The 24,093-nt window shown below is 44.2% G+C and carries 20 protein-coding genes; 16 read left to right on the forward strand and 4 right to left on the reverse strand.

Annotated elements, in window-relative coordinates:
- Nucleotides 1–8: 8 nt before the first annotated feature.
- From Q1B03_RS17600 to Q1B03_RS17640, 9 genes are all read left to right on the forward strand, one after another.
- A complete protein-coding gene (locus Q1B03_RS17600; protein WP_299744417.1) occupies nucleotides 9–842 on the forward strand; it encodes a carbohydrate ABC transporter permease in 834 nt (277 codons plus the stop codon).
- 29 nt (nucleotides 843–871) lie between these two features.
- On the forward strand, nucleotides 872–2,131 hold the full coding sequence (locus Q1B03_RS17605; RefSeq protein WP_299744420.1) for a Gfo/Idh/MocA family protein: 1,260 nt from the start codon (nucleotides 872–874) through the stop codon (nucleotides 2,129–2,131).
- A 100-nt stretch (nucleotides 2,132–2,231) separates the two neighbouring features.
- Nucleotides 2,232–2,951 carry a GntR family transcriptional regulator gene (locus Q1B03_RS17610; protein ID WP_299744423.1) on the forward strand — a complete coding sequence of 240 codons (720 nt, stop codon included), beginning with the start codon at nucleotides 2,232–2,234 and terminating at the stop codon, nucleotides 2,949–2,951.
- Between the two features lie 65 nt (nucleotides 2,952–3,016).
- Nucleotides 3,017–4,216 carry an SIS domain-containing protein gene (locus tag Q1B03_RS17615; protein ID WP_299744426.1) on the forward strand — a complete coding sequence of 400 codons (1,200 nt, stop codon included), beginning with the start codon at nucleotides 3,017–3,019 and terminating at the stop codon, nucleotides 4,214–4,216.
- The gene (gene gatY / locus Q1B03_RS17620; protein ID WP_299744430.1) at nucleotides 4,213–5,064 is read left to right on the forward strand and encodes a tagatose-bisphosphate aldolase subunit GatY; all 852 of its coding nucleotides are present in this window, start codon (nucleotides 4,213–4,215) and stop codon (nucleotides 5,062–5,064) included. The genes Q1B03_RS17615 and gatY overlap by 4 nt, the downstream gene beginning before the upstream one ends.
- Entirely contained in the window at nucleotides 5,057–6,028 is a 972-nt protein-coding gene (pfkB, locus tag Q1B03_RS17625) for a 1-phosphofructokinase (protein ID WP_299744433.1), read from the forward strand. Before gatY ends, pfkB begins: the two co-directional genes overlap by 8 nt.
- Entirely contained in the window at nucleotides 6,006–6,932 is a 927-nt protein-coding gene (locus Q1B03_RS17630) for an ROK family protein (RefSeq protein ID WP_299744435.1), read from the forward strand. Before pfkB ends, Q1B03_RS17630 begins: the two co-directional genes overlap by 23 nt.
- A gap of 61 nt (nucleotides 6,933–6,993) precedes the next feature.
- Complete coding sequence (gene nagA / locus Q1B03_RS17635; protein WP_299744438.1) at nucleotides 6,994–8,163, forward strand: N-acetylglucosamine-6-phosphate deacetylase; 1,170 nt, start codon at nucleotides 6,994–6,996, stop codon at nucleotides 8,161–8,163.
- A 334-nt stretch (nucleotides 8,164–8,497) separates the two neighbouring features.
- Nucleotides 8,498–11,917 carry a S8 family serine peptidase gene (locus Q1B03_RS17640; RefSeq protein ID WP_299744441.1) on the forward strand — a complete coding sequence of 1,140 codons (3,420 nt, stop codon included), beginning with the start codon at nucleotides 8,498–8,500 and terminating at the stop codon, nucleotides 11,915–11,917.
- 182 nt (nucleotides 11,918–12,099) lie between these two features.
- Here Q1B03_RS17640 and Q1B03_RS17645 read toward each other — a convergent pair whose 3' ends face one another.
- The 3 genes from Q1B03_RS17645 to Q1B03_RS17655 all read right to left on the reverse strand — a co-directional run bounded on the left by Q1B03_RS17645 (nucleotide 12,100) and on the right by Q1B03_RS17655 (nucleotide 15,646).
- Nucleotides 12,100–12,642, reverse strand: coding sequence for a hypothetical protein (locus Q1B03_RS17645; RefSeq protein WP_299744444.1), 543 nt, complete (start codon nucleotides 12,640–12,642; stop codon nucleotides 12,100–12,102).
- A 566-nt stretch (nucleotides 12,643–13,208) separates the two neighbouring features.
- Nucleotides 13,209–14,936 carry a sensor histidine kinase KdpD gene (locus tag Q1B03_RS17650; RefSeq protein WP_299744447.1) on the reverse strand — a complete coding sequence of 576 codons (1,728 nt, stop codon included), beginning with the start codon at nucleotides 14,934–14,936 and terminating at the stop codon, nucleotides 13,209–13,211.
- Complete coding sequence (locus Q1B03_RS17655; protein ID WP_299744449.1) at nucleotides 14,933–15,646, reverse strand: response regulator transcription factor; 714 nt, start codon at nucleotides 15,644–15,646, stop codon at nucleotides 14,933–14,935. Before Q1B03_RS17655 ends, Q1B03_RS17650 begins: the two co-directional genes overlap by 4 nt.
- Nucleotides 15,647–15,738: 92 nt before the next feature.
- Here Q1B03_RS17655 and Q1B03_RS17660 point away from each other — a divergent pair, with 92 nt between their 5' ends.
- The 3 genes from Q1B03_RS17660 to Q1B03_RS17670 all read left to right on the forward strand — a co-directional run bounded on the left by Q1B03_RS17660 (nucleotide 15,739) and on the right by Q1B03_RS17670 (nucleotide 19,324).
- On the forward strand, nucleotides 15,739–16,422 hold the full coding sequence (locus Q1B03_RS17660) for an ABC transporter permease subunit (protein WP_299744452.1): 684 nt from the start codon (nucleotides 15,739–15,741) through the stop codon (nucleotides 16,420–16,422).
- Nucleotides 16,422–17,363 carry an ABC transporter ATP-binding protein gene (locus Q1B03_RS17665; protein ID WP_299744455.1) on the forward strand — a complete coding sequence of 314 codons (942 nt, stop codon included), beginning with the start codon at nucleotides 16,422–16,424 and terminating at the stop codon, nucleotides 17,361–17,363. Before Q1B03_RS17660 ends, Q1B03_RS17665 begins: the two co-directional genes overlap by 1 nt.
- Before the next feature lie 575 nt (nucleotides 17,364–17,938).
- A complete protein-coding gene (locus tag Q1B03_RS17670; RefSeq protein WP_299744458.1) occupies nucleotides 17,939–19,324 on the forward strand; it encodes a hypothetical protein in 1,386 nt (461 codons plus the stop codon).
- Nucleotides 19,325–19,808: 484 nt separating this feature from the next.
- On the opposite strand, the gene Q1B03_RS17675 is transcribed toward Q1B03_RS17670, so the two are convergent.
- Nucleotides 19,809–20,144 carry a hypothetical protein gene (locus tag Q1B03_RS17675; RefSeq protein ID WP_299744461.1) on the reverse strand — a complete coding sequence of 112 codons (336 nt, stop codon included), beginning with the start codon at nucleotides 20,142–20,144 and terminating at the stop codon, nucleotides 19,809–19,811.
- Between the two features lie 294 nt (nucleotides 20,145–20,438).
- Here Q1B03_RS17675 and Q1B03_RS17680 point away from each other — a divergent pair, with 294 nt between their 5' ends.
- From Q1B03_RS17680 to Q1B03_RS17695, 4 genes are all read left to right on the forward strand, one after another.
- Entirely contained in the window at nucleotides 20,439–20,768 is a 330-nt protein-coding gene (locus tag Q1B03_RS17680) for a 2Fe-2S iron-sulfur cluster-binding protein (RefSeq protein ID WP_299744463.1), read from the forward strand.
- A 50-nt stretch (nucleotides 20,769–20,818) separates the two neighbouring features.
- Nucleotides 20,819–21,598 (forward strand): creatininase family protein, encoded by a 780-nt coding sequence (locus tag Q1B03_RS17685; protein WP_366141306.1) that lies wholly within the window; start codon nucleotides 20,819–20,821, stop codon nucleotides 21,596–21,598.
- A 32-nt stretch (nucleotides 21,599–21,630) separates the two neighbouring features.
- Nucleotides 21,631–23,097, forward strand: a complete 1,467-nt coding sequence (locus Q1B03_RS17690; RefSeq protein WP_299744469.1) for a hypothetical protein — start codon at nucleotides 21,631–21,633, stop codon at nucleotides 23,095–23,097.
- Nucleotides 23,098–23,350: 253 nt separating this feature from the next.
- Nucleotides 23,351–24,079 (forward strand): TenA family transcriptional regulator, encoded by a 729-nt coding sequence (locus tag Q1B03_RS17695; protein ID WP_299744472.1) that lies wholly within the window; start codon nucleotides 23,351–23,353, stop codon nucleotides 24,077–24,079.
- Nucleotides 24,080–24,093: the final 14 nt, after the last annotated feature.

A 24,093-nucleotide genomic window follows, 5' to 3' on the forward strand; every position in this document is an offset into this window, starting at 1 on the left:
GATGGCATATGCAGAAGTCGATACAGTTTATTAGGAGTAAGTCTTTTCTCATCCATTTCATCCTTATCATGGGCTCGATTGTGATGTTGTTTCCCTTTGTGTGGATGATTCTCACGTCATTGAAAACCTATGCAGAGTCCATTCAGGTTCCCCCTGTGATGATACCGGAAGACTTTCAGTGGAAGAATTATGAAGAGGTTTTCACGCTGCTTCCATTCTTTAAGTTTATGTTAAATACCTTTATCATTACGGTGCTTCGGACGGCGGGGCAGTTATTTCTATGCTCCCTTGCTGCCTATGCCTTTGCACGGATTGTGTTTCCAGGAAGGAATCTCCTGTTTGTCCTGGCGTTATCCGTATTGATGGTGCCGGGTCAGGTGTTCCTGCTTCCCCAATATATGATCATGGTGAAGCTTGGCTGGCTCAATACGCTTCAAGCCGTTGTGGTGCCTGGGTTATTTAGTGCCTTTGGAACATTTCTCTTAAGACAATTCTTCATGGGATTACCGAAGGAGCTGGAGGAGGCGGCCAGACTTGACGGGTGCAATCATTTTCAAATCTATTGGCGCATCATGCTGCCACTCGCCAAGCCGGGTTTGATCGCCCTTGGTATCTTCACGATTCTATGGTCGTGGAATGAACTGATGTGGCCGATGATCGTGAATAGTTCACCGGATGCCATGACATTGGCCGTAGGATTATCCTCTTTACAGGGGCAGTATGGCACCAACTATCCAATCTTGATGGCAGGCTCATTCTTGGCTGTTTTACCGATGTTGATTTTGTTTATCATATTACAGAAGCAATTTATAGAAGGAATTGCGATTACGGGTGGAAAATAAGTTGATAGGCAACTAAGGGAGGAATGACAATGAAAGCAGCATTAATCGGGGCCGGGAGCAGAGGTTTCTACGCATACGGATCCTATGCACTCCAGTATCCTCATGAAATCGAGTTTATCGCTGTGGCGGAACCAGATCAAGAGAAGCGGGAGAAATTTGCGGAAGCACATGGCATCCCTGAGAATATGAGATTCGAAGACTGGCCCGATCTGTTGGATCAAGATAGGCTTTGTGAAGCACTGTTGATCTGCAGTCCGGACCGGGACCACTATAAACCTGCCATGCGAGCCATTGAAAAGGGTTATAGTATTTTATTGGAGAAACCGATGTCACCAAGTCCCCTTGAAACATTGGAGATTGCTGAAGCAGCTGAAAAGCATGATACACTGCTGAGCGTATGCCACGTGATGAGGTATGCCCCATTCTATCAGTCTCTTAAAGACGTGATTGATCGGAAGGTAATAGGGGATATCGTTTCCATTCAATGGAATGAAAATGTCGGCTATTTCCATCAAGCCCACAGCTTCGTCCGTGGGAACTGGCGCAATTCCAAGGAATCGAGTCCGATGATTCTACAGAAGAGCTGCCATGACATGGATATGCTTGCCTGGCTGATAGGCACGGACTGCAGAAGTGTTTCTTCCTATGGGAGTCTTTCCTATTTTAAAGAAGAGAATGCTCCCGAGGGATCCACCCATCGATGTCTCGATGGGTGTAAAGTGGAGAAAGAATGTCCGTATTCCGCAGCGAAATGGTATCTTCATGACCGGGATGTGTGGCCTGCGAATGTGGTGTCCCCGAATCCGAGCATCGAAAGCCGTTTGAAGGCGATCCAGGAAGGCCCCTATGGACGTTGTGTGTACCGCTGTGATAATAATGTGGTGGACCATCAAGTTGTTAATTTACTGTTTGATGGGGATGTCACGGTTTCGTTCACGATGACGGCCTTTACGAAGGAAACGTACCGCCATTTCAAAATCATGGGTACAAATGGGGAAATCAGCGGCCATGACGCTGACAATGAAATAATCATCAAGCATTTTGCCGGGAAGAAGGAAGTGATTCATCCTCCAACGGTAGATGGCGGACATATGGGTGCCGATACGAGCATCATGCAGGATTTCATCAACCGGGTTCGCACGAAGGATAAAGGGACACTGACCTCAGCCAGAACGTCTTCCCAAAGTCACTTGATCGCTTTCGCAGCGGAAGAATCAAGACTGAAAGGTGCGACCATCGAATTAAAAAAGTTTCAGGATGAATTGGAGAAAGCAAAAGAAAATGCCTAATGGAAATATCTATCATGCCATCGAGTGATAATTGTCGCAATTTTATGTATAATGGGTATACAAATGGTTATGACAAAGATACCACTAAAAGGAGTTTAACATGATAGAAAAAGATAATCGCCTACCCTTGTATTACCAACTTATGGATGAGCTGTTGGGTAAAATTGAAAGCGGGGAGCTTGCTGAGCAGGAGCAGTTACCCTCTGAACGGGAGCTATGTGAATCATATAAAGTAAGTCGGACCACCGTTAGGCAGACCATGCAGGAGCTCGAAAAGGGAGGATACATCTACAAGGTTCACGGTAAGGGATCCTATGTGTCCCCGAAAACGTATAAGCAGAGTCTTGTGGAATTCTACAGCTTTACAGAAGAAATGAAAAAAATCGGAAAGCAGCCATCGACGAAGGTCGTTTCCTTCGAAAAAGTACCTTGTGAAAGTACCATAGGAAAAAAGATGAATCTGACAGCGGAAGATGAGGTCTACAAGATCACCCGATTAAGACTCGCCGACAGAGATCCAATGATTTATGAAACATCCTTCGTACCAGTGGGGCGTTTTCAACACCTCACCAAGGAAGAGTTGGAGATCACCCCAATGTATGAAGTTTTCCGGTCGAAGTATGATGTGAATATCACACGAGCACTGGAAAGCTTTAATGCCGTCAGTGCCCAGGCAGTCGAGGCAGACATGCTGACGATTGAGGAGTATTCCCCCTGCCTGAGGCTTGAGCGTATAACCTTTGAAGAAAATGACGTCATTGAATATACCATCTCTATCGCAAGAGGGGATAAGTTTACGTATACGGTGGAACTAAAATAGGTACTTAAAGGTATCTATTCATTCTAACTGGTAATGACAACATTATCAGTACAGGAGGAAAACGTATGGAACTTTTACATTCAAACAAGTGGGAACATCAGCATTCCGGTGCAGTCCATACATCAAGAGAAATCACCCAACAGCCAAGACTTTGGAAACAAACCATCGAAATCATGCTGAAAAATCAAGACGAACTGAATCCATTTTTTAAGAGAATCAAAGAGAAGCATCCTCACATCCGAGTCATATTGACAGGTGCGGGCACATCCGCTTTTGTGGGGGAAACTTTACTCCCCCATATGAGAAAGCTTGCGAAAAGCCAAGACATGGCCCTGGAGTGTATTGCCACGACGGATGTGGTTTCCAACCCCCATCTATATTTAGATAGGGATGTGCCGACCATGATGATTTCGTTTGCCCGATCGGGAAATAGTCCAGAGAGCCTGGCTGCCGTTCAATTAGGCGAACAACTTGTCGATGATTTTTACGGGGTCGCTTTTACTTGCAATAAAAATGGATTATTGGCGAAGAAAACAAAGGAGAAATCCAATCACCTCGTCATCTATATGCCGGAGGAAGCGAATGATCAGGGATTTGCCATGACCAGCAGCTTTACGACAATGCTACTTTCCTCGTTGCTTCTATTTGAAAATGAACGTATTCTTGCCATGAAGGATCTTATAGAGAAAATCAGTCAGTCTGGTGAAGAGATTATCAAAGGTGCGGCACAAGAGGTAGAAAAATTGGCTGCTACCTCCTTTTCAAAAGTCGTTTATTTAGGATCCGGCGTATTTCAGGGACTGGCGAGGGAGTCCTCTCTTAAACTACTGGAACTGACAGGGGGAACCATTTCATCTTTCTTTGATTCTTCACTGGGCTTCCGGCATGGTCCCAAGTCGATATTGGACCAGGGGACAATGGTGTTTGTATACCTGTCGAGCGACCCTCACACAAGGAAGTATGACCTGGATATCCTGAAAGAACTTTACGGAGAACGGAGTCGGGGGAAAGTCGTGGCGGTCTCCTCCATTAAGGATGATGATGCCGTGAGTCATTGCGATGTTTTTCTTCATTCAGGGTTAAACAATCTCAGAGAGGATATCTTGCTGGCGTTCCCTTATGTAATGTATGCCCAATTGTTTGCCATGTATAAATCAATGCATCTGGGATTCTCCCCTGATAATCCCTCTCCATCGGGGCTCGTGAATCGAGTCGTGAAAGGTGTCAAGATTTATCCTTATGAGAATGGGGGAGGCAACGTATGATTCGTTCAAAGCGGTTGATTCTGGCCGATGCTCAGTCAAAAGGATATGCAGTCCCTGCTTTTAATGTTCATAATTTGGAAACGCTCAAGGCAGTCCTTGAAACCGCCCAAGATCTTCGTTCTCCTGTCATGATCGCCGCGACACCCAGTACCGTCCGATATATGGGGAAGAACTTTCTGATCAAGATGATGGAAGCGGCGGTGAAAAGCTATGATATTCCTGTCTGCTTCCACCTTGATCACCACGAAAACCTGGATGACATCAAAAATTTGGTCCATATGGGCGTTCCATCCGTCATGATCGATGCCTCCCACCATTCCTTTGAAGAGAACATACGGATCGTCAGGGAGATCGTGGAATATGCCGCGCCATTTGGCGTGGCGGTCGAGGCTGAGCTGGGTCGATTAAGCGGCATGGAGGATGACATAGAAGTAGACGAGAAGGATCAGATTTATACCAACCCAAAACAAGCCGAGGAGTTTGTCAGGAGGACCGGCATCGATTCGCTGGCCGTTGCGATCGGTACAGCACATGGTTTATATAAGGGAGAGCCCAAGCTTGATATAGACCGGCTGGCGGCCATCCAGCAGGAAGTGGATGTCCCTCTTGTCCTTCACGGTGCATCGGGGCTTCCTGATGAGCTTGTCCGCGAGACCATTGAGCGGGGCATATGCAAAGTGAATGTGGCAACGGAATTGAAGATGGCGTTTGTCAAAGGGCTTCGCAGTTATCTTCAGGAGAACCCTGAAGCCAATGATCCACGCTATTACTTTAAAGATGCGGTTGTTCAAATGAAACAGGTGGTAGCGGAGAAAATAAAGCTTTGCGGCAGTTTCAATCGTGGGTAGATCCGTGATAGCAACCGTCACGTTAAACCCCGCGATAGATGTCCGTTATACTCTGTCACAGTTTCAAATCGGAGGGGTCAATCGAGTTTCTTCTATTGAAAAAACACCAGGAGGTAAAGGTCTTAATGTCACCAGGGTGCTATCAGGTTTAGGAAACCGGGTCACATGTACGGGGTTCCTTGGTGGCAATAGCGGGGCGTGGATCCAGAACCAGTTATCGCATATGGATCTTCATGAGCATTTTATCTCAATAAAAGGGGAAACAAGGTCTTGCCTCGCTGTTCTCTCAAAGGAGGGCCAGACCGAGATCCTTGAACCGGGACCGGTCATTGGCACAGATGAAATCGAGCGTTTTCATCGAGTGTTCGCTTACCTCATGGGTACCGTGGATTATGTCGTGGTGTCCGGAAGCTTGCCGGAAGGAATACCGAACGACTTTTACAAAGGGCTTTCAAATATAGCCAATCAAAGCGGAGTCCGAATGCTATTGGACACAAGCGGACCGGCCCTCTTTGAAAGTATGGACGGGAAACCTTTCTTGATTAAACCGAATAAGGAAGAATTCAATGCCTTGATAGGGAGAAAGACAAACTCCAAAAGTGATATGCTTCAGCAGGCACAATCCATATGTCAGAAAGGAGTTCCATACGTGCTGCTTTCCCTCGGGGCGGAGGGAGCCTTCCTGGTGAGTGAGAACAGGGTCCTATTTGCAAGGATACCGAACGTGAACGTGGTCAATCCTGTCGGATCCGGCGACAGCATGCTGGCGGGGTTCACCCACGCTTATTCCCATGGTTACCCCATAGAGGAAGTGCTAAAATGGGCTTGCGCATGTGGGATGTCAAATGCGATGTTGGAAAAGACAGGTTCCATAAATCCGGTCCATGTCAGACGATTTGTGAAACGGATTGACGTCATTGAAATGATTGGGGGGATGGAAGATGAGTCATATCGCATGTTTTGACATCGGGGGAACCTTTATTAAATATGGTGTTTTTGATGGGAATGGACACCTGCTTTCGAAAGGAAAAACTACGACTCCCATAAGCAATGAAATCGTTGATGTTCTACATGAAAAAGTCAAAACGTTTCAGCTTGAACACCCCATTTCTGCCATCGGGATATCATCTTGTGGATTGGTTGATCATAAAAGGGGGATGATATTATTTTCAAATAATATAGAAGGTTATAGTGGGACGCAGCTTGGAGAAAAGTTGTCTTATTTGACCCACTTGCCTGTATCCGTTGAAAACGATGTGAAAAGTGCATGTCTTGGAGAGATGTGGCAAGGTGCCGTCAAAGGGGAGCGTGACGCTGTGTTTCTGACCCTCGGTACTGGAATCGGCAGCAGCATCGTGGTGGATGGTCAAGTCATGCATGGCTCTGGGGGACTTGCGGGGGAGCTTGGCCATACCGTCATTGTTGCAGGGGGGAAACCGTGCAGTTGCGGTAGAAAAGGCTGCTTTGAACGGTATGCATCCACCTCCGCTTTTGTCCAGGACTATAAGGATGAAGCCATACGAAATGGCATGGGAGTAGAAAACGTTTCAGGTGAAACGATCATGGAGCTTGTCATGGCGGGGAATCCAGTAGCCATTGGCGTCTATCAACGGTTCATCCATTATATTAGTATAGGAGTATCCAACGTGATTCATCTTCTCAACCCGGAGAAGATCATCATTGGCGGGGGGATCACAGAGGGTACCAGCCCTTTTTTTCGAGATATCAATAAGCAAGTACGAAATGAAGTGATGGATGTATACTCGTGTGAGGACAAGGTTATTGCTTCCGCCTTGGGAAATGATGCTGGATTATTCGGAGCATGTTACCTTGCCTTAAACCGGTTGAACATGAAAGAATCAGTCTAGAAAGCAGCACCTCTGATGGTGTTGCTTGTTCTGTTTATTTATATTAAAGGGGATGAAGAATATGAAAGCCGTGAAGGCGGACCACATATATACACCGGAAGGAATAGTTGAATACGGGTACCTCCTCATTGAAGATGGACGGATTTCAGGGATAACAACGGAACCTCCACCATGTCCCATCATCGCTTTACCCGGTTGTTCTGCCATACCGGGAATGATTGATCTCCATATTCATGGAATCGCGGGGCACGATACGATGGATGGAAGCGTCTCTTCCCTAAACGAGATGTCTAAATCCCTTGCGAAATACGGCGTAACAGGGTTCCTGCCAACCACACTCACCCACGATCCCGAAAGTATCCGCAAGGCGGTTGGAGCAGTAAGCAGTGCCATCGGTCAAACGACCGGAGCTGAAATCCTCGGCTCCTATGTGGAAGGTCCATATATCACACCCGAACATAAAGGGGCACACCCTGTGGAGTACATGCGGGAGCTTTCCATTGAAGAGATAGAAGAACTGATTGATGTTTCGCATAATACCATAAAAGTCCTCACAATTGCTCCGGAAAAAGCTCATGCCATGGAGGTCATTCGTCACCTAGCGGGTAAGGGGATCCATGTTTCAATTGGTCATACCAATGCAGACTATGAAACCACGAATCTTGCTGTCTCCCATGGAGCAAAAATCGCAGTCCATACATTCAACGGAATGCGGGGCTTCAAGCACCGTGACCCGGGATGCCTCGGCGCGGTCCTGACCAATGATGACTGCCTGTGTGAATGCATCTCAGACCTCCATCATGTCCATCCGGGGGCGGTCAAACTCTTACATAAAGCAAAAGGAAGCGACAACATCCTATTGATTAGCGATTCCATGGCGGCCGCCGATTTACCTGACGGTGATTACACTCTGGGAACAATGAACGTGAAAGTCAAGGACCGGATTGCCAGGACCGTAGAAACCAACTCCTTGGCGGGTAGTACAACGAATCTATTGGACTGCCTTAAGAATATGACAGAGGTGCTGGAACTCCCCCTTGAGGACATTTTGCCAATGGTTGGTCTGAACCAGGCAAAGCTACTAAACATCGATCACGAAATCGGGACCCTGGAAATCGGCAAAAAAGCCAATATCGCATTCATAGACCAAAACTGGAACGTCCAAGCCACATTCGTCAATGGGGAAGTGGTGTGGGACATGGGGACAGGCACCCTGTCCCAAGAATTATAGAGACAAGGGGTTTCAACCCCTTGTCTCTATTTGGTTCTGGGACAAGGGACCTGTCCCCCCGTCCCAATCAAGGCGTAGGTTAGGGTACTTTCCCTATGTTTTATCCACTTGGGGTTTTTTTAAATATATATTTATACAAATAAGGGATTTTATGTTTAAATAATCAGACTAATAGACTATTAAATGGAATTCTCTCTTCACCATACCGGTATTAAATACCTTTAAAATTAAAAAGAAAAGTGCTTGAAAACCCCCATTTACGCAAGCGATCTCTCTATCTACTATTAAAAATAAGAATAGTTAGAAAACTAGATAGTAGAGGGGAAGTAGAGGCATGAAGAAAAAGGTCGTACCATCTTTATTGGCATGTGTGATGACGGCAAGTGCGTTCGGGGCATCAGCAGGTGCGGAGTTTCAGTTTTCCAAACAGGAAAAGGTCCCCCATTCTGTTCTGGCGGAGAAATCGAATCCGTTTGCGGAAGCACTTGAACAGAACAGTGACCCATTGTACGGAGTGGATCAGTCTTCCTTCGATCCGAACGAGAATGTAAGGATTGTCGTTGAGGTTGAGGTGAATAAGCATGCGAAGTCGTCTCCGCACGCTCAAGTTGAAAAAGTGAAGAATATCATTTCGGGTAAAAAGAACTCAAAGTCAAAAGTGAGACACACATTTTCAAAAGGTTTCAGTGGCTTCAGCGTGGATACAACACTTGGTGAGGTTCAAAAAATCGCTAAGCTGGATGGCGTAAAGGATGTTCGCATTTCCAAACAATATGAGCATACCGTTGTAGACAGCAAAGAGCTCGTTGAGGCGATGGATACATGGACGAAGTATAACACGCGCGGGGAAGGTATGGTCGTAGCGGTCGTTGATTCAGGTGTGGACCACCGTCACGAAGCGATGCAGCTTTCGGAAGAAGGAAAGAAAGCGGCGAAGTTAACGGAACAAAACCTTCAAGATGAGTTTCAACAAACCGAAGTAGACGACACCTGGTACACAGATAAAGTCCCTACAGGCTACGACTGGGCAGACAATGATACCAACGTCATTCCATCCTCCAATTCTCACGGGACCCACGTAGCGGGGATCGTAGGAGCTTATGAAGAAACCAAGAAAAAAGCAGAGGGTGTCGCTCCCGATGTACAGCTATTAGCGGAAAAAGTTTTCTCCGATAAGGGTGGCGGCGCTTATGACGATGATATCGCAGCAGGGATCTATCATGCCGTTGAAATGGGGGCGGATGTCATCAACCTAAGCCTCGGTTCGGAAGCAGGGAACGTCGATCCGAACGATCCCGTCCAGCGCTCGATTCAATATGCCACAGAACAAGGCGTCCTGGTTGTTGCGGCGGCAGGGAATGCGGCTTATAGCACCAAGAACAATTTGCTGGAAAGGTCTCAATTGCCTTTAGCGAAAAACCCTGACATCGGGCTCGTGGGAGACCCTGGTGTGACACCGTATGCCCTACAGGTCGCTTCTTCAGAGAACGACATGATGACAGTGGACGGGCTGCGTTTGTCAGATGGAACTCTATTCGGCTATCAAATTCAGCCGGGGATCAAGAAATTGATCGGGACGCTGGATCCATCCAAGGAATACGAACTGGTTTATGTTGGTGAGGGGAATTCGGGAGCGGTTAAGGACCTTGACTTAAAAGGGAAGATCGCGGTCGCACAACCGTCCCAATATTATGCCCCGTCTACGTATATGCAGACTGCCGCCGCGGGGAAAGGTGCGGTAGCCGTGATGGTGATCCCACCTCCCCAGGTGACATCGTATGCGAGTCTTTACTTCAGCCCGTACTTCATTCCGGCGGTCACAACGGATCAAGTGAACGGAAATGAACTCGCAGAGCGATTGAAGTCGGGTGAACAAGTAACGGTTCAACTGACTGACGAAGTACTGAAGGTTCAAAATACGGCAACCGAGCCGATGTCCACGTTCTCATCCTTTGGATCTCCAACGGACTTAAGCTTCAAACCGGAGATCACGGCACCAGGCGGGAAGATTTTCTCGACGGTGATCAATAACGAGTATGAAACCATGAGCGGAACGTCCATGGCCAGCCCGCAGGTAGCAGGCGGAGCCGCACTGCTTTTACAGCACTATTATCAGGAGCTGGGTCTTCCGAAAGATAAGGAAACGGTATTAAAAGCGAAAAACGCATTGATGAATACGTCTGAAACACTGAAGAATCCAACCAATGATCACTCGGTTTATTCACCAAGAAGACAAGGTTCCGGGATCATGAAGATCGACCGTGCGATGGAGACGCCATATCTCCTTGAACGTTCGGGTGTTCCATTAGAGCAGGCTGCTTCTGTTGCCCTGAAAGAAGTGGGACGCAGCTTTGACTTCACTTTGAATGTGGAGCCTTTAAAGAAAAATCTTGTGAAGCCTCAGCACCAATATGAGATTATGATCGATCTGATCACAGACGAAACAACCAAACAAACACATGATGGAGTGGAAAGAGAGTACTTAACGCTTCATTCTGTACCGGTTAAAGGTGCAGACATCAAGATCAACGGCAAGACGTACGATCCGGAAGAACCTATCCAATACAAACCACACCATGGCGGCGAAGTAAAGATTTCAGTTGAATTGCCTGAAGAGCTGAGTGAAGGGCGCTTCATTGAAGGGTTTGTCCGTTTTGTACCAAAAGGAAGCTCCGTAAAAGAACTGACGACACTTTCCGTACCGCTTATGGGGTACTACGGAGACTGGAACTCCATGGCGAATGTGGATGAAAGCCCGGTGACAGGGGATGCATTCTTGGGGTATACGGTCCTATTCAATGAAATTGATTCGTTGCCAATCGGATATGATCCGGCCACTGGAACCTTCAATAAAGAAAAGATAGGCGTGTCACCACGATCCATAAGTGAGGGGGCTTATCCTTCTTTTACCGCGCTGCGCAACCTGAAAGAACTGTCCCTGAGCATTCAGGATGAGGAAGGGAATACCATTAAAGAGATAAGCAACTTTAGTGAATTCACAGAGGATGGAAGTCCGTTTAAATTCAGAAAGAACATCATGAGCTACAGAAATTACTCATATAACATGGAAGGATTATTCTGGAATTCTACTGACGACGATGGGAAAACGATAAAGGATGGACAGTATTATTACGTCTATACGAGCACGTTAAACTATGAGGGTGCTGAACCTCAAGAGACCAAGATTCCGATAAAAGTAGATTCCGAAGCTCCTAAAGTGGAAGACATCAAGGTAGAAGAAATGCCGGATGGAAACTATCATATCAGCTGGGATATAACAGACACGGGTACCGGTCCTCTTGGCAGCCTGCTTTGGGTGAACGGAAAGTCCCAACGGATTCAAAACGGGGGATCAGAGTACATCTCAAAAGTGAAACCGGAACTGGTCACCATCTCTGCCATCGACAATGCCCGAAATGTGGGAGTTGCGTACCAGGGGAATGAAACGCATTTAAACGCCGAACCCCTTATTAACTATTTAGGCATCAACAACGCTTCAAGCGTAAGTGAAACCAAGCCACTGCGCCTGACGCTCTTCGGATACAAACGCCTTGATTGGCATTTGGAAATTACCGATGCACAGGGGAACACACTTGAAGAAGCAGACATCCATGACGAACATTCCATCTATAACCTGCCATGGGCTCCTGACAGTGATTATCCGGATGGGGACTACTATGTGAAGGTAACGGTGAAGGATGAGAGTGGATTGACGCTATCATCTGTTCCGAGAAAATTCACGGTTAAGCGATAGAATGTGGGACGGGGGGGGACAGGCACCGTGTCCCGCCGAAATTAATAGAGACGAGGGGATTTATTCCCTCGTCTTTATTTTGGTTTTGGGACGAGGGACCTGTCCCTTCGTCCCGATTCCCCCGCTGACGTAGTAACTGCTATTTATCAGCTCAAAAAACTTTTGTCCAAACATTTCTTAAACTAGTCACTACTGTTGATATGCATTAAGTAATAGACTCCGGCAATTTCACAATAATGGATGGAATCGTCGTGTAGATTGATGGTGTAAGTATAGGGAGGTATTAAGGTATCATAAGATACTTCAGCTACAATTTTTAAGTGTCCGCTTTGCTCTTTGTAAAAACGAGTTGTACGATCCATTACCTTTGATTTCACTTGCATATTTCTCCCCAGAAAAGTATATAAAAATAATTGGTGTGTCTTAATTTTAGTTTTATCTCTAATTTCAAAGTGATGAAGTCTCCCATCCTTCTTATAGTTCACGTCCCATTTATTAAACAATAAATTTTTAAGAAGACTTTTTTCTTTAAAGTCCAGGGAAGTTTCCCCCAACACGCTTCTGACCTTCACATTTGACATATTGATAAATGTACTAAGTACATTTTGTCCTTTAAAATTGAAATATCTCTCGATTTCTCCAACCTTTTTGCCCGAATCATCAGTAATAGCGAAAGTCTTTGTTGATCGGTTCATCATTGGTGGTCGGAACTTATAAGTTCTCATCAGAATTCCTCCTAAAGATTCTTTGGCAGGGACGTGGGGACAGGCACCCCGTCCCACAACTGAAAAAGACGAAGGGACTAATCCCCTCGTCTTTATTTAGACTCTGGAACAAGTGACCCGTCCCTTTATCCTTTAAAAAACTCAATAACAGGATCCAATAACCCCGTGAATCTCATGATGAGAAATATAACGCAAAAAATGGTGAATCCGAAACTTAATCGTTGGAAAAATGATTTGTTTTCTTTCTTTTCTACGCTTGCCATAACTTGTTCACCTCTTGTTTGATTGTTGTTTTATTGCTTTTGTATAACATTCGAATAATGATCACGATTGTTAGAATTCTTCATAATAATTATAGCTGTTACATTCACGATACCCTTTTATATGTAAAAATGTAATATATTAGTATTTGAAGTTAATCATAGCATTGTACATTCTCTTTCAACAAGAAAGAGAATACCAGACGAAAGAATCATTTTCTCTGATATTCCCTTATCTATGTATGTTGGGGGGACAGGCACTCTGTCCCAAGAGTGAAAAAGAGGAGGGGAGTATAACCCCAGTCTCTACTTAGATTTCGGGACAAGGGACCTGTCCCTCCGTCCCTTATGAGGAAAGATCAATCGGATGGTTGTTCCGGTGTTCAGCTTACTCGTTACTTCGACTTTTCCGTCATGTGCTGACACCAGCTGATGAGCAATGGCCATCCCTAATCCTGAGCCGTTATCACTGTCTTTGGTATTTCCGCCGCGGTAATATTGATTAAATAGGTTTTGTATGCTTTCAGAATCGATCCCTGTCCCGTTGTCTTCCACACTTATGATGATGGAGTCCTCTGACTTCAGTACCCTAATGTTAATGATGGTCCCGATAGGGTTGTGTTTGATGGCATTGACCACTAAATTATTCATAATTCTCGTAAACCATTTTGGATCCACATCGAGGAACACCACCTGATGGGCTGTCTCGAGAAGAATCGGTTTATCAGAGGATTGATGCTGGGTCATCCATTTTTGCAAGAATGAAATGACGTCGATTCTCTCTTTATGGAGGGGGAGGGCATCATTCTTCAGTCGATACGTCAGGTTCAGATCTTCAATTAATTCACTCATATAATGGGATTTGTCTTGTATGATTTGCCCGAATTCATTCATCTCGTTTTGACTCCACGTATAAGAATCAGAAACGAGGAGGGTGGAGTATCCATAGATTGAGCTGATGGGAGTCTTTAAATCATGGGAAAGACCCGTAATCCATTCTTCTCTTGTTTTGTCCATTTTTTTCTGGATTTGTTCATTTTTCTTCAAGGTGGATGTGAGCTTTTCCAAAGAATGAACGACATCCTTAAAGAAAGCGTATCGTTTATGCAGCATTCCTGCTTTATTTAGTAAAGGGCTTACTCCTTTTTTATTTAGAGGGATGACATATTTTCCTTCAGACATATCGTTGATCCACTTCATCATATACAACAAAGGAACCCCGAATTTCTTTCCGTACCATAGCCCCAGTAATATGATCATTAGGCCAAGAATGGTAGAAACGATCAAGAAGCCTTTGATAAACGAACGGTCGATCATGCCATCCGTGATCGCATCGGGGCTGTAGTATGTATTCTCCGTACCAATTACATATAAAAGAGTGCTGTTGTCAGGACGGTATAACGAAAGGTCATACTTTGAATTCCACGGTTCTTCCTTGACTCCCAATAGTTCGTTAAACGAGTAGTGTAACGTCTTAGGTGCTCCGTAATCCTTGATCATATCTCCCTCAGAGTTATAGATCTGTATCCAGGCATCGTTTTGAACTAAATAATCTTGAACTTCCTTGCTGATTTCGGGAAAGTCGTCCAATGTGGTCAGTTCATTTTTGATTTTAATGCTTCTTACTTTTTCCCCATAGATGACGGTGTGGCCGTCTGGGATTTTCCAATAGTTCATTCTGTACATTCGGTTCTCTAAGGAGAGTATATCCATGAAGGTATAGGAAGCGGGCAATTCTGATGGAGTATTGTATTGACCGATTACGCGGCCATCCCGATTAACGACTTGCAGCCATCCTTCATTCTTTTTGACAGATTCTTTCACGTCTTGATTGATGTTCACCTCTTGTCCTTTAATCTCTATGGCGTGTTCAATATACTCTTTGGACGTTCTTGAGAAGTCTGATTTCATCTCAGATTGAGAGATAATGAAAGACAGTGAGACAAGAGCTATGATGATCAGCCCAATGATGACAACTAACAAGAAAATAAAGTGCGATAAAAAGTGCATAGTCAGTTTTTTTCGTAGATTCATAGTGTCCGGCTCTTTCCGCTTACCAGCTTATATCCCAGCCCCCTGACAGTTTGTAAAAAAGTTGGCTTACTGGGGTTTTTCTCGATTTTTTCGCGGATTTTTCTTATATGGACCATGACGGTGTTATCGTCCATCAGTACATGCTCTTTCCATACTTGATGATAGAGTTGTTCTTTTGAAAAGATCCTGTCAGAATTTTTACAGAAAAAAAGCAGGAGATTGTATACTTGAGCGGAACAAGGGACCAGGCGATCCTCAACCCATAACTCTGCCGATTTCGTATTCAGCTTAAAATGACCGAAGTCCAGGATTTCTCCTTCTTCCTTCTCTCCTTGAGAGGCAAGATACCGCTTCATTTGGACCTTTACTCTTGCGGCCACTTCAAGAGGATTGAACGGTTTGGTGATATAGTCATCACCGCCATGGGTGAACCCGGTCAATTTATCCAGATCAGAATTCCGGGCCGAAATAAAGAAGATCGGAGCGTTGGATTTCTTCCTGATCGTTGAACAAATCTCATATCCATGCATATCGGGGAGCATCACATCCAGAAGGATCAAATCATATCGATTGCCTTCCATTAATTTGATTGCCTCCTCCCCGGTTGTGCATGTTTCCACCGACTGGAATCCTTCTTTGTTTAACACCAGCTTTATCATTTTTAGAATTTCCACTTCATCGTCTACAATCAGTATTTTTCCTTTTTCCATTTCTCGGCTCCTTTTTAAGGTAATGTTAAGGATGAGTTAAATTTATCTTAATTTACCAATAGTATACTATTTTTAGAAAGGAGTGGTAATGAATGTGGGCAATATGCATGAATGAATTTAAAGGACATTTTAAAAGTGTTAAATCGATCATCGTCATCGCAATCATCTTTGGGATAAGTTATGTATTGGCAGATTTCATGACTACGGTTGCAGATCAGTTGGATTTAGGTGGGAGTAAGGATGGATTTGCGATTGGAACCCTGATGATCGTATTTGGATTAGGGTTTTTATTTATAGCAGGCCTGTCTCATGATTTAATGAACCGGGAAATCAGCAGCCGCACGATGAGATTTTTAGTGACGAAGACCACCCGAACGAAGATTTTATTAGGAAAATATCTGGGGGTTTGGTTTTTCTGGTTCTTTTGCATAACGGTTTCTTATCTGTTGGTAACATTTGTTTCGAAAGAATTCCTATGGCTTGGTGTTGTGGATTGCATGTTGTTTCTTTCGGTCGCCCTGGCATTGAATCTTATCTTTTCCATTGTGATGCCGAAGCCTGCCGTCTCGATGTTTTTCGGCATCGTATTCGCTCTTGTGTTCCCTGCGCTCAGTTTTTGGGCGATCTATGCCGATAGCATTTATACGAACTGGTTTAAGTATTTAACCCCCTATTATTATTCAACGCTTGGAAGTTACTATATCTTAATCAATCTCATTTATGCGGTATTACTATTCATCGTTGCAAGAGAGATCTTCAAGAGGAGAGATTTATAATGAATGTGATAGAGGCAAACGGACTCACGAAACAATTTGGTTCCAAAAAGGTCGTCAGTGATGTAAGTTTACATGTGGAAAAAGGGGAGATATACGGGTTCCTGGGAAGGAATGGCGCCGGAAAATCCACCTTCATCAATATGATTACCGGGGTGATAAAACCCACTTCAGGAGAATTCAAACTGCTGGGTGAAACAAAGCTTGAGAACGTATACAGCCGAATCGGGGTTTTACCCGATTATTCAACCTTTTATGATTCCTTAACCGCCCTTGGTCATATAAAATATTTTGCCAGCATTAACGGCAAAAAAATATCAACGGCACAAGGAAAAGAAGTTCTGGATCGAGTGGGGATTTTAGAACATGCAAATGTAAAGGCAGGAAAATTTTCTTTCGGTATGAAGAAAAAATTAGGGATTGCCCAGGCGATCGTCCATGATCCCGATCTGGTCTTTTTGGATGAACCTACTTCAGGTGTCGATGCTGAATCAGGACTTAGCATCCAGCAGCTGATCCTGGATTTGAAAAGAGAAGGAAAAACCATTTTCATGACCTCCCACAACTTAAATGAGGTCGAAAAAATCTGTACCCGCATGGCTATCATGAAAGATGGCATAATTATCAATGAAGGAACATTAGAGGAATTAAGGGCCCATTATTCTTCCTCCATCCAGGTGGAGATCAAGCATTCTTCCCTGGAAAACGGAAACCCTCATCTCATCAACCAGTACCTTGAAACCGTGGGAAAAGAGATCGAGACAAGAGGAAATGTCACATCTCTTGTAATCGAATCAGAAAAGAAAATCCCGCAAATCGTCCGGGCATTCACCGGACATAATATTGATTTATACAGGATTAATGTTGATGAACCGTCTTTAGAGGATATTTTTTTGCAGAATGGATCTTTGGGACAAGGGGACAGGCACCCTGTCCCGCTATAAAGAAGTGCAGGGACGCGGTACCTGTCCCCATGTCCCCAAAAAAGAGGTAGTCCTATTGCTTGGACCACCTCTTGGATCTGGAACTGAACTGCCTTCCAATTGAGAAATACATAGGATAAAATGTTATATCATTAAAACTTTAACGTTCGTTTTAGTCTGGCAAATTTGCGGTTTGCTTTTTCTAAAGCGTGTCTAGATCCAAATAATAGTTGGAACATATGGACCCCTCCCGAAGATTTTTATATTTTTCTTAATATCTTTAGTATAAGAGGGATATGAAACGAAGTCAATAATTATTGTATACCAAATGCCTTATTTTAAATGTAATTAACGTAAAAAGTAGATTAAAAAAGCATTATGGTATACCATAATGAAGAGGAGGATTTCCTAAAACCGCATTAAATCCCTGTTATAAGCCAATTATCAGCAAGGAACCGATACTTATGTTGTAATAGGAAAGAGTAAATACAATCAAAAAACCTTGTTTTTTCTGAAATAATGTATACCATACAATTGATTTTCATTCTCAAGAGGTTTAATATATAGAATAATCAGAAAAAAGAATTGGTGATTAGATGATAAAACTCTTATCCGGTGTTTCCATCCTGTTTTATTTGATCAACGAACTTTTCAGTGGTATCGATATTTCTCCCATCATTTCTGTGATTTGTTTCCTGATTGTCATGATCACTTTATTCAGAGTAAACAAGTTTGTAAGGGTGATAGGGGGGACGTTTCTTGTATTGGGATTCATCATGTTGTTGAAGGGTGACGCCGGTTTGAAAGATATTCTGTTTTCATTCGGCCCGATGCTCAATCTTCTGACGTTGTTTGCTTTGGTCCCTTTGTTAGCGCTTCCTATCAAGCTCGGAAACTACTCTGAGAATATTCAAGGCTTCATATCCAGGAGGGTGAAATCCTCAACAAGCTTATATAGTCTCACATCAGGGATTTCATATTTCTTTAGTATTTTCATGAATCTGGCCACGCTGCCGATGACGTATTTCTCTGTCAGGCCGGCGGCGGATGCTTTTCCGCTCCAAGATAAAGAAAGGTTCATGAGCAGAGCCATCACTCATGGATTCTCCATGCCTTTGATGTGGGCTCCAGTGACCCCGATTGTCGGGATTGTGATTGATATGACGGGGGTAAAGTGGGGCGGGCTGCTTCCTTATGTCCTTCCTTTAAGTGTGATGGGGCTGCTGCTTGATTGGTATACAGGTGGATTTAGAAAGAGGAGAAAGCGTCCTTCATATCGTACAAGCCCTGCCGCTAATGAAACGGCTGCAGCCATTGAGGGGATGGACGGAAAGGCGGGGGCAGGAAAACTGTCACACATTTTGCTGGCGATACTTGCCTTCAATATCGTCATCTCATTCCTGGAGCATTGGTTGTCCCTTTCGTTCTTAATCGTCGTCTCACTGCTCGTCATTCCCTTCGCTTTCATATGGTGTCTATTATTGGGAAGAGCAGGTGGTTTTAAAAATGGGCTGGTGGATCACTATCAGCACCATTTACTAAAAATGAAAGATCAGTTCTTCATCTTTCTGTCTGCAGGATTCTTTATATCGGCGATTGAATTCTCCCATACGGATCATCTGGTGAATGAATGGATTACCGCTTTCAAGGATACAATCGGGATTGAAATCTTTGTCCTATTAATCCCTCTGATACCTTTGACCCTGGCGTTTATCGGACTTCATCCAGCGGTGGCACTTGCCTTACTGGCAGGAACACTTGACCCTCACAGCTTGGATGTTTCACCCTATATCCTGACGGTTTCCATGCTCGCAGGGGCAGTATCTGCGTTTCTCATGGGACCCTATAACGCAACGATCGGTCTAATGTCTACCATTGTAAAGACAAGCTCCTTCAAAGTATCGAATTGGAATTTTACATTTACGATTTCTTTTCTGGCATTGACCGTGACGTACCTCATCATTTTGCAGATTCTTATATAGGAAAAAAACACCTTCGATTTTTGTATGTTTGTAGATACTAGAATCAAAGGTGTTTTTGGTTGGGATCTCTTTTAAATATAAATAGAATACAAAAAGAGCTGATTGGTGCGGAGATTTAGATAGTTTGTCTTGGAGAATCCTCAATCTAAAATAAGGTCTGTTTTTTATATTTTTTTAACACGTAATTTGTCCGTCAAAATGTAGCAGAAAAGAGTGGATTGCAGCGGAAGGCAAGTGCCTGGAGCGGAAAGGGACGGTCCCTGTTTTCAAACTATCATTCATCAATTCTGGAAGTTATATAAAGCCAGGGGCTAAGACAACATAGGTACTTAACTTAGAGGAGTCTCACCGCAAGCCCCGCGGAAAAAGGTCATTCGGAACGGAAATCAACCATCACTCCCACAAAAAAGCAGACTTACCTAACCCTCCACATTCCAAAGGATCGAGTAAGCCTGTATAATAACAGATTGAGGTTATTACTTTACTAGATAGCTAATTCATCAGACTTAACCAGCTTGGAATGTTTCGAGTCCTCGCTGTTTCCATTCGCCTTCACAATTTCATATAACTCCTCGCGTGCGCCTTCGATCGTCTCGAAGGATTCGAAGAACTTCACCCGGATATGATTGACATACTCTTTCCCCTCATACTTCTCATACAATTGAATCTTCGCATCGTCATCCAGGACTCTGGCAATGGTATAGGAAGATTTCAATTTATCGAAGAAATAAAAGTGATACGTTTCTACAGGCTGGAATCCGTCATTTTCTAGTATCGTCTGAAAGGTATCCTTGTTGGTCAGTACAATATACTTTTCCATAATAAAACCCACTCCTTCATGATGGATTCAGTACACTTTGTATTTTGTATACCAAATCTTCTTGTCTACAGTGTAAAGGAAGAGCCGGATGAAATCAATATAGTTTTCAGAATTTTTATTTATTTGTTGATTCGTCGCTAATTTATCCTTTTTCATTTTCAAAACTTACAGTCATTTCCAATCTCGTTTTTGTAAGAAAACCTTACGAAAGGGTTTACATTTTTATAGATTCATATGTATACTTAAGAAAATTCTAAAAATTGTGATAAATGTCACAGTGAAGGAGTGTTTTGTATGCCAAATGTCAGGCTGTATGTTGAAGGTGGAATCGTTGAACAGGAAGTGAAAGATGGCGCTAATTTGGTTGTACTGGCAGGAATTAAGCAGTTTCCGAAACTGAAATATGGATGCGGGATGGGGAAATGTACGAAGTGTACATGTAAAGTGCTGAGCGGCGGTGAAAACCTTGATCCACCAAATTGGAAAGAGGATAAAATGCTGGGGGAATTGGTAAATGAAAACTACCGTCTTACGTGTCAGTTATATATTAAAGCAGATATCGAACTGACTCAGGAAGGGGTGGACGTCAAGAAGAGAAAGGCGGCAGCAGAGGCAAAGGGTTAATTTTTTTTGTAGTTAAATTAGGTATACAAAATACCGTAAAAGTGTAAAGGGTGGTTGCATTGAATTCGTATGTACTGACAAATATGACCTGGGAAGAGGTAGAGGATGCATTAAAAACCGTCAAGATGGCGGTCATACCGATTGGGGCCCATGAACAGCACGGTCCTCACATGATCGAAAGCTGTGATGCGGTACTTGCAACCGAGATGGCGAAAAAAATCGCCGAGCGGATGCACCCGCACCTGATCGTTACGCCGACGGTCAATATGGGCGTGTCTCCCCATCACATGAACTTCCCAGGGACCATCTCCTTGAAGCCGGATACATTGATTGCGATCTTAAGGGATATGGTTCGATCTTTAAAGCATCACGGGATCAACAAGTTTTTGTTTCTGAATGCCCATGGGGGGAATCAATCGACCTTAAGTGTGGCAAGCACTGTGTTGTCAGAGGAGGAAAAGGTAGAGATCTATTATGCCAAAACAACGGCATCAGCCAAAGAGTCCATCGGGCATTTCATTGACTCTCCCATTTTTGGGCACAGCTGTGAACGCGAAGTATCAGAAGCGCTTTATTTAGCACCTTACTTGATTAGACCGGACAAATTGACGTCGGGAGATTTCTGTGAAGGGGGGAGATATAAACAATTAAGACCGGGAAAAGCGATTCAAGGATTTTATCAGTATGAAGAAATGACGAAAAATGGATGTATTGGGGACGCAACGAAGGCAACGAGAGAGATAGGGGAACGGATTGTTACTGAAGCAACAGAGAATATCGCACAAGCATTAAGGGAATTATTGAAAGTCGAAGTCGAAATGCTTAATTAAATCGCTACAAAAAAGTGGGAAGGGTGAATGCTTTGGATTTATCTGCTGCTCATTGGTTGTATGCATTGGTTACTGCACTTGTCATCGTTACGATGTTGTTTCGGAAAGGGGTTGTACTGCCGACGATCGTCGGGACCTTTTTGGTAGCCTGGTTATATAAAGGGTCCCTCGTCGGCGGTTTTATGGCGGTCTTCAACGCCAATCTGGTTGCAGCCAGAGAATTATTCAGTATCTTTTTAATCATTACCCTGATGGTCGCTCTATTAAACTCACTGAAAGATATCGGAGCCGATCAACGGATGATCGTGCCCATACAGAAAGTCATGGTCAACGGTCATATTGCTTTTTTCGTATTAATGGTAGTGACGTATGTCATTTCATTGTTCTTCTGGCCGACACCGGCTGTTCCACTTATTTGTGCTCTGCTCGTTCCTGCTGCCATGCGTGCCGGCCTGCCGGCGATGGGGGCCGCGATGATCGTGGCGATTGCCGGACAGGGGATGGCGTTATCGTCTGACTATATCATGCAGATCGCGCCGATGCTGACGGCAACATCCGGGGGGATGGAAACGGTGCAGGTTGCGGATAAAGCGATGATTTTATCGATTATAACAGGAGTGACAGCTGTCGGGGTTGCTTATGCAATGATGTATAAGTCGATTGCCAAGCCGAATAGCGAAGAAGCAGAGAATGCGGTCAACCTATTGAATGCCATGACTGCGGACAAAAGTGTTGTGGAAGCTGAAGTATCCGCGGCGTCTGAGCTTGAGGTTTACAGAGGCAGAAAAGAAATATGGGGGAAAGTATTTGCTGTTCTCGTTCCATTGTCCATGCTTGCCGTCATGATTTTTATGTTTTCTACCAAGTTTAGTGATGCAGAGGCGGGGAGATTTGCAGGTGGGGACGGTGCTGCCTTTATCGGTGGAGTCGCAGCCGTACTGCTGATTTTGGCTTCCATTGCATTTGGAAGAATCCATGCCCTGGATAAAATCGGGGATCACATCACAGACGGTTTTGTTTTCGCGTTTCGTGCCATGGGTCCTGTTATCCCGATAGCCGGATTCTTCTTCCTGGGGAGCTCGGATTTTACCGGGTCGATTCTATCACTTGGGGAAGAAGCGGCCAAGCCTGCCTTTCTATTCGATCTCGTTCAGTCTGCACAAGCATCTATTCCTGAAAACGCTTTCTTTAGTGCCTTTGGTATCCTTTTAGTTGGTATCATCACTGGTTTGGATGGTTCAGGCTTCTCAGGACTACCTTTAGTGGGAGCATTATCAGGTGCCATGTCAGGTTCAGCCGGGATTGACCCTGGTACACTGGCGGCGATCGGTCAGATGGGATCTGTTTGGACAGGCGGCGGGACACTGATCGCATGGTCATCCCTAGTGGCGGTGGCAGGCTTTTGCGGGGTATCCGTACTGGAGCTCGCCAGAAAGAACTTCATTCCCGTCATGACAGGGCTTGTGGTGGCAACCCTTGCGGCCATATTGTTCATGTAGCCAGTATTAAAATTATAATTTTTAAAAAAATCAGAAAAGTATATTTACAAAGTACGATTCATAGGTTAGTATAAAGTCAATGGTATACCAAATGAACAAGCTAAGTAGTTGTTTTCACGAACTGTATCTCTTTAGATGCTGTCACTTCAGTCGAAAAGGAAGATATGGTTGTTTTTTCAACACTATTTGGTATACAAAATACACAATACAATGTGCAGATCAACTGCAGCATACTTTTAGGAGGAGAATGATCATGACAAAACTATTATCTAAAGATGAATTCCGTAAAGAGCTGGAAGAGGCAATCAAGGGAAATCATAGTCAAAAGGCTCCTTTTACAACTGCTTGGGCAGAAGGAAAGCTCGAGAGAAAGCACTTTGCAAAATGGGCTGAAAACCATTACCACTATGTTGGGCCTTTCGCGAACTATCTTTCTTATATCTATCACAATACGCCTGATCATCCAAAATTCGAAGACGCGAAAGATTTCACCCTTCAAAATATGTATGAAGAAGAAATCGCCGCAGATCGCCATACCGACTTGTTGATCCGTTTTGCTGAAGCGTGTGGAACGACAGGCGATCGAGTAAGAGATCCGAAGAATATGGCTGCAACGACTCTTGGACTGCAAAGCTGGTGCTATTCAGTGGCGGCACGTGAAAACTTCGTAGTGGCAACGGCAGCATTAGTAGTAGGTTTGGAATCACAAGTACCTGATATTTATCGTAAACAAACGCCGGTCCTTCGTGAAAAATACGGATTCACAGATGAAGAAATCGAATTCTTCGACCTGCACATCGTATCGGATGAAATCCATGGAGAGCGTGGATACAAAATCGTGTTGGAGCATGCTGATACGCCGGAACTTCAGCAGGAATGCCTGGAGATTGTGCGCGTAGGAGCGAAAATGCGCCGCATGTACATGGACGGATTATGGAAAGAGTATCTTGAAAAAGATTTAGGTGCTCTTGTACAGGCTTAAGATACTTAGAACAT

The organism is uncultured Rossellomorea sp. (assembly GCF_947488365.1).
Classification (GTDB): Bacteria; Bacillota; Bacilli; order Bacillales; family Bacillaceae_B; genus Rossellomorea.

What these genes read in the sequence shown, in the direction of transcription:
- Q1B03_RS17660 (WP_299744452.1), top strand. Translation starts at nt 15,739, where the DNA reads ATGTGGGCAATATGCATGAATGAATTTAAAGGACATTTTAAAAGTGTT.
- Q1B03_RS17695 (WP_299744472.1), top strand. Translation starts at nt 23,351, where the DNA reads ATGACAAAACTATTATCTAAAGATGAATTCCGTAAAGAGCTGGAAGAG.
- Q1B03_RS17670 (WP_299744458.1), top strand. Translation starts at nt 17,939, where the DNA reads ATGATAAAACTCTTATCCGGTGTTTCCATCCTGTTTTATTTGATCAAC.
- Q1B03_RS17640 (WP_299744441.1), top strand. Translation starts at nt 8,498, where the DNA reads ATGAAGAAAAAGGTCGTACCATCTTTATTGGCATGTGTGATGACGGCA.
- Q1B03_RS17655 (WP_299744449.1), bottom strand. Translation starts at nt 15,646, where the DNA reads ATGGAAAAAGGAAAAATACTGATTGTAGACGATGAAGTGGAAATTCTA.
- Q1B03_RS17630 (WP_299744435.1), top strand. Translation starts at nt 6,006, where the DNA reads ATGAGTCATATCGCATGTTTTGACATCGGGGGAACCTTTATTAAATAT.
- gatY (WP_299744430.1), top strand. Translation starts at nt 4,213, where the DNA reads ATGATTCGTTCAAAGCGGTTGATTCTGGCCGATGCTCAGTCAAAAGGA.
- Q1B03_RS17665 (WP_299744455.1), top strand. Translation starts at nt 16,422, where the DNA reads ATGAATGTGATAGAGGCAAACGGACTCACGAAACAATTTGGTTCCAAA.
- Q1B03_RS17675 (WP_299744461.1), bottom strand. Translation starts at nt 20,144, where the DNA reads ATGGAAAAGTATATTGTACTGACCAACAAGGATACCTTTCAGACGATA.
- Q1B03_RS17610 (WP_299744423.1), top strand. Translation starts at nt 2,232, where the DNA reads ATGATAGAAAAAGATAATCGCCTACCCTTGTATTACCAACTTATGGAT.
- Q1B03_RS17680 (WP_299744463.1), top strand. Translation starts at nt 20,439, where the DNA reads ATGCCAAATGTCAGGCTGTATGTTGAAGGTGGAATCGTTGAACAGGAA.
- Q1B03_RS17615 (WP_299744426.1), top strand. Translation starts at nt 3,017, where the DNA reads ATGGAACTTTTACATTCAAACAAGTGGGAACATCAGCATTCCGGTGCA.
- Q1B03_RS17645 (WP_299744444.1), bottom strand. Translation starts at nt 12,642, where the DNA reads ATGAGAACTTATAAGTTCCGACCACCAATGATGAACCGATCAACAAAG.
- Q1B03_RS17600 (WP_299744417.1), top strand. Translation starts at nt 9, where the DNA reads ATGCAGAAGTCGATACAGTTTATTAGGAGTAAGTCTTTTCTCATCCAT.
- Q1B03_RS17605 (WP_299744420.1), top strand. Translation starts at nt 872, where the DNA reads ATGAAAGCAGCATTAATCGGGGCCGGGAGCAGAGGTTTCTACGCATAC.
- Q1B03_RS17650 (WP_299744447.1), bottom strand. Translation starts at nt 14,936, where the DNA reads ATGAATCTACGAAAAAAACTGACTATGCACTTTTTATCGCACTTTATT.
- nagA (WP_299744438.1), top strand. Translation starts at nt 6,994, where the DNA reads ATGAAAGCCGTGAAGGCGGACCACATATATACACCGGAAGGAATAGTT.